We start from the raw sequence: 7,539 nt of genomic DNA on the forward strand, positions 1-7,539 counted from the left end.
ATGGACCGCCTGACCAACACCGTGCGTCCCTACGCCTGGGGCTCCACGACCGCCATCCCGGAACTGCTCGGCACCGCCCCCACCGGCGAGCCGCAGGCGGAACTGTGGATGGGTGCGCACCCGGGAGCACCCTCGCGGATCGACCGGGGCGCGGGACCGGTCCCGCTCAACGAGGTGATCGACGCCGATCCGGCCGCGGAACTCGGCGAGCCCGCCGTGCGGCGCTTCGGCCCCCGGCTGCCGTTCCTGTTCAAGGTCCTCGCGGCCGGCGCGCCCCTGTCGCTCCAGGTCCACCCCGACCTCGCGCAGGCGCGGACGGGCTTCGCGGACGAGGAGGCGCGCGGCATCCCCGTCGACGCCCCGCACCGCAACTACAAGGACGCGAACCACAAGCCCGAGGCCATCGTCGCGCTCACCCCCTTCGACGGGCTGTGCGGCTTCCGGCACCCCGCCGAGGCCGCCGAACTCCTCGAAGCCCTCGCCGTGGACTCGCTCAAGCCGTACGTGGACGTCCTGCGCGCACAGCCCGGGACCGGCGCGCTGCGCGAGGTCCTCGCCGCCGTCCTGACCGCCGACCGCGACGCGATGGGCCGGACGGTCGAGGAGGCCGCCCTGTCCGCCGCCGCCCTCGCCGAGCGGGGCGGCCCGCACGCGGCCGCCTTCGCCGCCTACGCAGCGACGGCCCACGCCTTCCCCGGCGACCCGGGCGTCATCGCGGCCATGCTCCTCAACCACGTGACGCTGCAGCCCGGCGAAGCCCTCTACCTCGGCGCCGGCGTGCCGCACGCCTACCTCGACGGCCTCGGCGTCGAGATCATGGCCAACTCCGACAACGTGCTGCGCTGCGGCCTGACCCCCAAGCACGTGGACGTGCCGGAGCTGCTGCGCGTCGTCCGCTTCGAGCCCACCGACCCGGGCGTCCTGCGCCCCGAGGTCTCCTCGAACGGCGAGGAGGTCTACGAGACGCCCATCGACGAGTTCCGGCTCTCGCGCTACGTGCTCGCCCCCGGCGGCGAGGCCCGCACCCCCGACGCCCGCACCCCGCAGATCCTGCTCTGCACCGGCGGCACCGCGCGGCTGCGCTCCCCCCGGGGCGAGCTGACCCTGGCCCCCGGCGAGTCCGCCTTCGTCCCCGCGGGCGAGCAGGTGGAGCTGGCCTGCGCGGGAGGGGCCGGCACCGGCGCCACCGTTTTCCGCGCCACGGTGGTGGCCTGACGCGCCGTCCGCAGGGCAGCCTGCAAGAATGACCGGCCAGTGGCCGGGGCCGGAGCCGAGGACCGAAGGGACGAACCAACACCTATGAGCGCGTCAGGCGGAACCAAGGCGATCGTCGCCGCATTGAGCGCCAACCTCGCCATCGCCGTGGCGAAGTTCGTGGCATTCGCGTTCAGCGGATCGTCGTCCATGCTCGCCGAGGGCGTGCACTCCCTCGCCGACTCGGGGAACCAGGCGCTGCTCCTCGTCGGGGGCAAGAAGGCCAAGCGCGCGGCGAGCGAGGAGCACCCGTTCGGCTACGGCCGCGAGCGCTACATCTACGCCTTCCTCGTCTCGATCGTGCTGTTCAGCGTCGGTGGCATGTTCGCGCTCTACGAGGGCTACGAGAAGATCAAGCACCCGCACGCGATCGAGCACTGGTACTGGCCGGTCGGCGTCCTGGTCTTCGCGATCATCGCGGAGGGCTTCTCCTTCCGGACCGCGATCAAGGAGTCCAACCAGACCCGCGGCGAGCACTCCTGGACGGACTTCATCCGCCGCGCCAAGGCCCCCGAGCTGCCCGTCGTCCTGCTGGAGGACTTCGGCGCGCTCATCGGCCTCATCCTCGCCCTGTTCGGCGTCGGTATCGCGCTGGCCACCGGCGACGGCGTCTGGGACGGCATCGGCACCCTCTGCATCGGCATCCTCCTCATCGTGATCGCCCTCGTGCTCGCCGCGGAGACCAAGTCGCTGCTGCTCGGCGAGAGCGCGGCCGCCGAATCGGTGGCCGCGATCCGCGAGGCCATCGTCGACGGGCACACCGTCACCGGCGTGATCCACATGCGCACCCTGCACCTCGGCCCCGAGGAGCTGCTGGTCGCCGCGAAGATCGCCGTCCAGCACGACGACACCGCCGCAGAGGTCGCCCGCGCGATCGACGCCGCGGAGGCCCGCATCCGGGCCGCCGTGCCGATCGCCCGCGTCATCTACCTCGAACCGGACATTTACAACGAGTCCGCGGCGGCCGCCGGACCCGACCCCCTGCAGACGCCGGGTGGCGATCCGCTCCACTCCTAAGGCTTTGGTGGCCATACGCCCCTTGTGTTCCACCTCCCTCGCTTGCTCTTCGTGACGGCGACCACTGGCCGAAACCGGTACGAGGTGGGGGCCGCCCGGCCGTCCGGTGTAAGTTCGTTATTAGCCAGACGTCGCTGCTGATGGCGGTCGGGCGGCACCGCGCAAGCGGTCGCCGCGCGAGGGAGAGAGGGCCTCCGACGGAATGCGCTGCTGCAAGGGGACGGGTGTGTCCGCTCACGGGCGCTGCCTCGTCGGCCTGCGGCTGCGTCGATTCCCCGTCCACCTCGAAGATCTCAACGAGGAGCAGCACGTATGACCACCACCGCAACTGACTTCAAGGTCGCAGACCTCTCCCAGGCCGCCTACGGCCGCAAGGAGATCACCCTCGCCGAGCACGAGATGCCCGGCCTGATGTCGATCCGCGCCGAGTACGCCGAGGCGCAGCCGCTGGCCGGCGCCCGCATCACCGGCTCGCTGCACATGACGATCCAGACCGCCGTGCTCATCGAGACCCTGGTCGCGCTGGGCGCGGACGTCCGCTGGGCGTCCTGCAACATCTTCTCCACGCAGGACCACGCCGCCGCCGCCATCGCGGTCGGCCCCAACGGCACCCCCGAGAACCCGCAGGGCGTGCCGGTCTTCGCCTGGAAGGGCGAGACCCTCGAAGAGTACTGGTGGTGCACGGAGCAGGCGCTGACCTGGCCGAACACGCCCACCGGCGGCCCGAACATGATCCTGGACGACGGCGGCGACGCCACGCTCCTCGTGCACAAGGGTGTCGAGTTCGAGAAGGCCGGCGCGGCCCCGGACCCCTCCACCGCGGACAGCGAGGAGTACGGCTACATCCTGCGCGTGCTCAACCGCACCCTCTCCGAGAACCCCCAGAAGTGGACGCAGCTCTCGTCGGAGATCCGCGGCGTCACCGAGGAGACCACCACCGGTGTCCACCGCCTCTACGAGATGATGCAGGAAGGCTCGCTGCTCTTCCCGGCCATCAACGTCAACGACGCGGTCACCAAGTCGAAGTTCGACAACAAGTACGGCTGCCGCCACTCCCTGATCGACGGCATCAACCGCGCCACCGACGTCCTCATCGGCGGCAAGCTCGCCGTCGTCCTGGGCTACGGCGACGTGGGCAAGGGCTGCGCCGAGTCGCTGCGCGGCCAGGGCGCCCGCGTCGTCATCACCGAGATCGACCCGATCTGCGCACTGCAGGCCGCGATGGACGGCTACCAGGTCGCCACGCTGGACGACGTCGTCGAGATCGCCGACATCTTCATCACCACGACCGGCAACAAGGACATCATCATGGCCGCCGACATGGCCAAGATGAAGCACCAGGCCATCGTCGGCAACATCGGCCACTTCGACAACGAGATCGACATGGCCGGTCTGGCCAAGATCCCGGGCATCGTCAAGGACGAGGTCAAGCCCCAGGTCCACACCTGGAAGTTCACCGACGGCAAGGTCCTGATCGTGCTGTCCGAGGGCCGTCTGCTGAACCTCGGCAACGCGACCGGTCACCCCTCGTTCGTGATGTCCAACTCCTTCGCGGACCAGACCCTGGCCCAGATCGAGCTGTTCACCAAGCAGAGCGAGTACCCCACCGGCGTCTACGTGCTCCCGAAGCACCTGGACGAGAAGGTCGCCCGCCTCCACCTCGACGCCCTCGGCGTCAAGCTCACCACGCTCCGCCCGGAGCAGGCCGCCTACATCGGCGTCCCGGTCGAGGGCCCGTACAAGGCGGACCACTACCGCTACTGATCCACTCCTGACGCGCCGGACCCAGCCGGTCCACCCGAGCGTCATCGAGCGAAGCCCCCGTCGTTTTCCACGGCGGGGGCTTCGCCGTCTAAGGTCCCCACCATGCCCAGAGGCCGATACTCGTTCCACGACACGCATGACCACACCCCCCTCGGTGCAGAGCACTTCCACTGCGCCACCGGCCCCTCCGGCTGGCGCTACGTCTCCCAGCTCACCGCCCCCTCGGGCGATCACTCCGGCTCCGTCGACCTGACCGTCGACGACCTCGGCCGTCCCATCCGCCTCGAACTGAACGCGTCCAGCTGGCAGGTCCGCGGCGCGGCCATCGACGGCGTCACCTGGGTCCGTACCGACCCCGCGGGCGAGCAGGCGCAGGAGGGCAACGCCCCCGCCCACGCCTTCACGGGCGCCTCACCCGCGTTCCTCATCGCCACCGCACGACTGCTGCGCCTCGAACCGGGCGGTCCCGCCACCCGCGTACGCCTCGTCTCCTTCGCACCCCCCGTGCTCGCGCCCCGCACCCTCGACCAGTCCTGGGCCTTGCTCAACAGGACAACACACGAGACGGACAGCGGTCCGCTGCCTGTGGACAACTACCAGGTGACCGAGCTCGACACCGGTGAGCAGCAGCAGATCCACATCGCGGGCGACGTGGTCCTGTCGGCCCCGGGCATCGAACTCGAAGAGCTCGAGTCACCGCCGTCGGCGTTCGCCTGACCTGCGGTTCCGGAGCGACCGGGGACCTTCCTACGCCGGGGGAGCGAAGCCGGTGCGCGGAGGTTCGGGGGCGGGCCGCACGGGCGGAGCGGGGTGGGCGGGCCGCACCGGCTGAACGGGCCGCGTGGGCGGAACAGGCGGCGCGTAGCCCGTCGGCGGCATGGGTGACGGAGCTCCGGGTGCGTATGCGGGGGCGGGTGTGACAGGTGCCGGTACGGCGGGCGGCTGCGCTCCGGCGAAGGGGCCGGGCGGCGGTCCGCCCGCGCCGAACATCCGCCGGGCGTCCCGCGACTGCCGCTCGGCCACCACCGCGGCGAGGAACGCCGCCGGCGGGGTCCCCTGCGGCGGGCGAGCTCCCGTGCACGCGGCGACATCCGTCGCCAGCCGCTCCGCCATCGACCAGCCCACCTGCGGATCGAGCTGCCACATCCGGGAGAGGTACTGCCGTACGGCGAGCCACAGCCCCTCCGGCACGCCCGACAGGTCCACCCCGGCGAGCTGCGCCGCGAGCCACGGCGGGGCCGGCGGCATCAGCTGCGTGTGCTGGCGCGGAACGCGCTCGCGGACGACCAGGGCCCCGGCGAAGACGTCCCCCAGCCGGCGGCCACGCGCCGACACCAGGGACGCGATGCACGCGATGACCCCCAGCGACAGCTGGATCTCGATGACGCCCACGGCCCCGCGCACCAGCGCGTGCCGGAAGCGGATGGGCCCGCCGTCGTCCCGCACCACGCGCAGCCCGCAGGCCATCTTGCCCAGCGACCGCCCACGGGTGAGGGTCTCGACGGCTATCGGCACGCCGACCAGGATGAGCAGGATCGCGCCGACCGACACCGCGGCGATCGCCGCGTCGTCGAGGGACGAGGTCGCCGCGGCGAGGGCGAACATGAGCCCGACGAAGCCGGTCCAGTAGACGACGAGGTCGATCGTCGTAGCGAGCACCCGGCTCGGCAGCTTGGCCGGGTCCATCCCCAGCGCGACCGCTTCGCCCGTCACCAGTCCACTCACGCGCGAACCCCTCTTTTCCCCACGTACGCACACGTACCCGACGACCGAACCGTTGCGCGAACCCCTGCCCGAACAGTCTGCCCGGTCTGCCAAGCTGGGGCTTCCCACACACGGGGTCTTCCCGCGGTCCGGGCGCACCGCCCGGCGCCGCCGTCCGGCCCTCCTTCCGCCCAGGAGCAGCAGCCCATGGACCTGGATGTCTTCGCCGCCGCCCACCGGCACGAGTGGGACCGGCTCGAAGCGCTGCTGGGACGCCGTCGCCGCCTCACCGGCGAGGAGGCCGACGAACTGGTCGGCCTCTACCAGCGGACGGCGACCCATCTGTCCCTCGTCCAGTCCAGCGCTCCGGACCCGGCGCTCGTCGGCCGGCTGACCACCCTGGTCGCCCGTGCCCGCAGCGCGGTCGCCGGCGCCAGGACGGCGAGCTGGCGGGATGTGGTCCGCTTCTTCACCAGCGTCTTCCCCGCGGCCGTCTACCGGTCACGGCACTGGTGGGTGCCCACGGCGCTGCTGTCGACGGCGGTCGCCGCAGCCGTCGGATGGTGGATCGCCGAGCACCCGGAAGCGCAGGCGGCCATCGGCGCCCCCGAGGCGCTCCGTTCGATGACCCGCCCCGGCGGCCAGTACGAGACGTACTACTCCAGCCACCCGGCGGCGTCCTTCGCCGCGCAGGTGTGGACGAACAACGCGCAGGCCGCGGCGATGTGCCTGGTCCTCGGGGTGTTCCTCGGGCTGCCGGTCCTCTGGGTGCTGTGGCAGAACGTGCTCAACCTGGGCGTGGGCCTCGGCCTGATGGGCTCGGCGGGCCGACTCGACACCTTCCTGGGCCTGATCCTCCCGCACGGCCTCCTGGAGCTCACCGCCGTCTTCGTCGCGGCGGGCACCGGCCTGCGGCTCGGCTGGACGGTGATCGACCCGGGCCCCCGCTCCCGCAGAACGGCACTGGCCGAGGAGGGCCGTGCCGCGATCGGCATGGCCATCGGCCTTGCCGCGGTGCTCTTCGTCTCCGGCGCCATCGAGGGCTTCGTCACCCCGTCCGGCCTCCCGACCTGGGCCCGCATCACCATCGGCATCGTCGCGGAACTGCTGTTCCTGGCCTACGTCTACGGCGTCGGCCGCCGTGCGGCCCTCAACGGCGAGACCGGCGACCTGGACGTCGCGGACCGCAGCGCGACACTCCCGACGGCTGCCTGAGCACCCCGGCCCCCCGGATGTGCATCCGGCGTCCCAAACCTGTTAGTCTCCTCTTCGCCCCAGAAACCCGTTGACACGGGAGGACAGGGTAGGTAGATTCGAACGGTTGTCACGAACTAGACATGGTCGAGGCGGCTCGATAGAGTCTCCTTGCTTCTTCGTTCTTCGCGACGAAGACATCGCAAATCCAATCCGAGTGAATTCTCTGAGCGGATACGCATGTCCTCGAAACGGAGGCGGGAAATCCGACGGAAAGCTTCTGCTAAAGTCGGGTGCAGCGGGAAAGCCGAAAGGCGGAAACGCTGGAGCAGGAATTGCACAACTCCCGCTGACTGGGAATCGGACGCGAAAGCGTCTGATAGAGTCGGAAACACGAAGGGAAGCCCGGAGGGCGCCGGTGAAACGGCACCGAAGGAAGCGTCCGTTCCTTGAGAACTCAACAGCGTGCCAAAAGTCAACGCCAGACTTAAAACACCCCGGGCGGAACCCAATCGGGTTTCGTTTGGTGGTTCCTTTGAAACAAAGTCCTTTCGCCCTCCGGTCCTTCGGGACGGGAACTGGTGGGAGGCAATTACACAGCGAGGA

At 70.6% G+C, this 7,539-nt stretch carries 6 protein-coding genes; 5 read left to right on the plus strand and 1 reads right to left on the minus strand.

Features of this window, described 5'->3' with window-relative positions; all coding sequences use genetic code 11:
• The 4 genes from manA (at position 1) to ABZ721_RS02250 (ending at position 4,752) form a co-directional block, all read left to right on the plus strand.
• Positions 1-1,215, plus strand: a complete 1,215-nt coding sequence (manA, locus tag ABZ721_RS02235) for a mannose-6-phosphate isomerase, class I (protein ID WP_358786615.1) — start codon at positions 1-3, stop codon at positions 1,213-1,215.
• An 84-nt stretch (positions 1,216-1,299) separates the two neighbouring features.
• Positions 1,300-2,271, plus strand: coding sequence for a cation diffusion facilitator family transporter (locus ABZ721_RS02240; protein ID WP_358786616.1), 972 nt, complete (start codon positions 1,300-1,302; stop codon positions 2,269-2,271).
• 312 nt (positions 2,272-2,583) lie between these two features.
• Positions 2,584-4,035, plus strand: coding sequence for an adenosylhomocysteinase (ahcY, locus tag ABZ721_RS02245; RefSeq protein WP_358786617.1), 1,452 nt, complete (start codon positions 2,584-2,586; stop codon positions 4,033-4,035).
• Positions 4,036-4,137: 102 nt separating this feature from the next.
• The gene (locus ABZ721_RS02250; protein WP_358786618.1) at positions 4,138-4,752 is read left to right on the plus strand and encodes a hypothetical protein; all 615 of its coding nucleotides are present in this window, start codon (positions 4,138-4,140) and stop codon (positions 4,750-4,752) included.
• Positions 4,753-4,782: 30 nt separating this feature from the next.
• On the opposite strand, the gene ABZ721_RS02255 is transcribed toward ABZ721_RS02250, so the two are convergent.
• Positions 4,783-5,760 carry an RDD family protein gene (locus tag ABZ721_RS02255; RefSeq protein WP_358786619.1) on the minus strand — a complete coding sequence of 326 codons (978 nt, stop codon included), beginning with the start codon at positions 5,758-5,760 and terminating at the stop codon, positions 4,783-4,785.
• A 186-nt stretch (positions 5,761-5,946) separates the two neighbouring features.
• Here ABZ721_RS02255 and ABZ721_RS02260 point away from each other — a divergent pair, with 186 nt between their 5' ends.
• Complete coding sequence (locus ABZ721_RS02260; RefSeq protein ID WP_358786620.1) at positions 5,947-6,954, plus strand: stage II sporulation protein M; 1,008 nt, start codon at positions 5,947-5,949, stop codon at positions 6,952-6,954.
• Positions 6,955-7,539 lie beyond the last annotated feature (585 nt).

The sequence above is a fragment of the Streptomyces sp. NPDC006733 genome, from assembly GCF_040636125.1.
Lineage (GTDB): Bacteria > Actinomycetota > Actinomycetes > Streptomycetales > Streptomycetaceae > Actinacidiphila.

Coding starts and splice junctions, on each gene's coding strand:
- manA (WP_358786615.1), top strand. CDS start 1: ATGGACCGCCTGACCAACACCGTGCGTCCCTACGCCTGGGGCTCCACG.
- ABZ721_RS02250 (WP_358786618.1), top strand. CDS start 4,138: ATGCCCAGAGGCCGATACTCGTTCCACGACACGCATGACCACACCCCC.
- ABZ721_RS02240 (WP_358786616.1), top strand. CDS start 1,300: ATGAGCGCGTCAGGCGGAACCAAGGCGATCGTCGCCGCATTGAGCGCC.
- ABZ721_RS02260 (WP_358786620.1), top strand. CDS start 5,947: ATGGACCTGGATGTCTTCGCCGCCGCCCACCGGCACGAGTGGGACCGG.
- ahcY (WP_358786617.1), top strand. CDS start 2,584: ATGACCACCACCGCAACTGACTTCAAGGTCGCAGACCTCTCCCAGGCC.